This is a genomic window from Elioraea sp. (assembly GCF_051860475.1).
GTDB lineage: Bacteria > Pseudomonadota > Alphaproteobacteria > Acetobacterales > Acetobacteraceae > Elioraea.
This window is the reverse complement of the sequence record NZ_JBHYDW010000266.1, coordinates 1-2,281: the sequence shown is the minus strand read 5'-3', so window position 1 is coordinate 2,281 and position 2,281 is coordinate 1. Positions and strand designations below refer to the sequence as shown.

Here is a 2,281-nt window from a genome sequence, read left to right as displayed (position 1 = left end):
CCGCCGCCGCCGCCTGCTTCGCCCGTGCAACGCGCGTGTCGCGCTCGGGCACGTTGAGCCCGCCCGCCAGCACCTCGGCCACACGCCAGTAGATCTCGCGCAGCAGCGTGGCCTTCCAGTTGTTCCAGATCTTCGACGAGACCGCGCGCATGTCGGCCACCGTCAGCGCCATCAGCAGCCGCAGCCGCTCCGGGCTCTGCACCAGTTCGGCGAGATCGAGGATGGTCTTCGGGTCATCGATGTCGCGGCGGAACGCGGTCTGGCTCAGCACGAGGTGGTGCAGCACCAGCCACGACACGGTCTCGGTCTCCTCGGCCGAGAGGCCGAGCCGCGGGCCAAGCTCCTGCGCCACCTGGGCGCCGAGCTCGGAATGGTCGCCGCCGCGCCCCTTGGCGATGTCGTGCAGCAGCATCGCGACATAGAGCGCGCGGCGCGACTGCACGTGGCCCATGAGCGCGGTGGCGACCGGCGCGATCCCGGCAAGCTCCCCCTGTTCCAGTTCGTTGAGCACGCGCACCGCCTCGATCGTATGCTCGTCGACGGTGAACACGTGGTAGGTGTCGAACTGCATCTGTCCGACCACGCGCGCCCAGTCGGGGATTAACCGGCCGAGGATCCCGGCGAGGTTGAGCACCTTCAGCCACTGCGCGCTGTCCATCTTCGGCGAGGCGGCGAGATCGAGGAACGCGGCATTGGCGTCGGGATCGTCGCGCAGCCGCGCGGCGTGGCGCGCGGCCTGCACCAGCTCCCGCAACGTCAGCGGATGAAGCTCGCGCCCGGTGTCGCGGGCGGCCTGGAGCACGCGGAACAGCAGGATCGGCTCGGCCGCGAAACTGCGCCCGGGCGCCAGCACAAGCTTGCCTGCTTCCAGGGCGAAGCCGCGCGCGGCAAGGGCCGGTGGCGCCTCCGGCGCCAGCGCCGGCTGGCCGAGCGCGACGCGCTCCACGACCGGCTCGATCGTGAGGGTGAGCCGGCGCACCTCGCGCGCGGTCAGGAAGTAGTGCTTCATGAAGCGCTCGACCCCCTGCACCGCGCCATGCTTGGTGTAGCCCATCGCGGCGCCGATCACCGGCTGGAGGTCGAAGGTGAGGCGCTCCTCGGCGCGGCTCGCGGTGTAGTGCAGGTGGAAGCGTACCGACCACAGGAACTCGGCGGCCCGGCGCCAGGCCCGCGCCTCGCCCTCGGTCATCAGCGGTCCGCCCGGCAGCGCGGGATCGACCGCCTCCTCGAACCGGTTGATGCCGCTGGTGTGGCGCATCATCCAGAACAGGGTCTGCATGTCGCGCAGGCCGCCCTTGCCGTCCTTCACGTTCGGCTCGAGCAGGAAGGCGGAATCGCCATACTTGCGGTGACGCTCGGCGCGCTCGGCACGCTTGGCGGCGAAGAATGCGGCCGCGCCCTGGCGCGCGCAGTCCTCGCGGAAGCGCTCGGCGAAGGCGTCGAACACCGCGCGGTCACCCGCCAGGAACCGCGCGTCGATCAGCGAGGTGCGGATCGTCTGATCGCTGCGGGCATGGGCGATGCACTCGTCGATGCTGCGGGTCGCGTGCCCGACCTTCAACCCGAGATCCCATAGGAAGTAGAGCATGAACTCCACCACCTGCTCGGTGCGCGGGGGCTCCTTCCAGGGCGTGAGGAACAGCAGGTCGAGGTCGGAGAACGGGGCCAGCACGCCGCGGCCGAACCCGCCGGTGGCGCACAACGCCAGCGCCTCTCCGGCGGACTCCACGCCGGGCGGGAACACCGTGCGCGTGGTCCAGGCATGCAGCAGACGCACCGCCTCATCCATGCGCTCGCCGAGCAGGCGCGCAGCCTCCAGCCCGGACAACCCGGCCTCGAACCGTGCCTTGGTGTCCGCCTGGACCCGGCCGAGATGCCGGCGGAACAGCACCAGTGCCTCGTCGCGCGGCGGATTGGCGCCGTTGCGCGGCAGCGCGCGGAGCTCGGCGGCAAGCGCGTCGGTGCCCGCCGGCGGGGCCGCCCTGCCCCGTCCGGCGGCGGAGGGAAGCCCGCCGACAGCTTGGTCCATGGGGCAGTGTAACCGCATTTCGCAGTCGCGAAGAAGGGGGAGTCGGGCAAGGCCGCGTGCGGTCCGACCCTTGGGCGATGGAGCCGGATCGCGGGATGTTTGCGATGAGTCCGGGATCTTCGTCCGCAAGTTGTGTGGTCCCCGGCTGGCACACTTGAGATACGATGTCGGCATAAGCGTTGCGGACTGCACCGGATATCGGCCGAGCGAGTGATGCCGGACGCCCTGCACGGACGCAGCGCGCGGCCGGCG

The 2,281-nt window shown here is 71.0% G+C and carries 1 protein-coding gene; it reads right to left on the bottom strand.

Features of this window, described 5'->3' with window-relative positions; all coding sequences use genetic code 11:
* Positions 1-2,029: [protein-PII] uridylyltransferase (glnD, locus tag ACTIFU_RS23470; protein WP_439580749.1), on the bottom strand; the 2,029-nt coding region annotated here is incomplete at its 3' end.
* Positions 2,030-2,281: the final 252 nt, after the last annotated feature.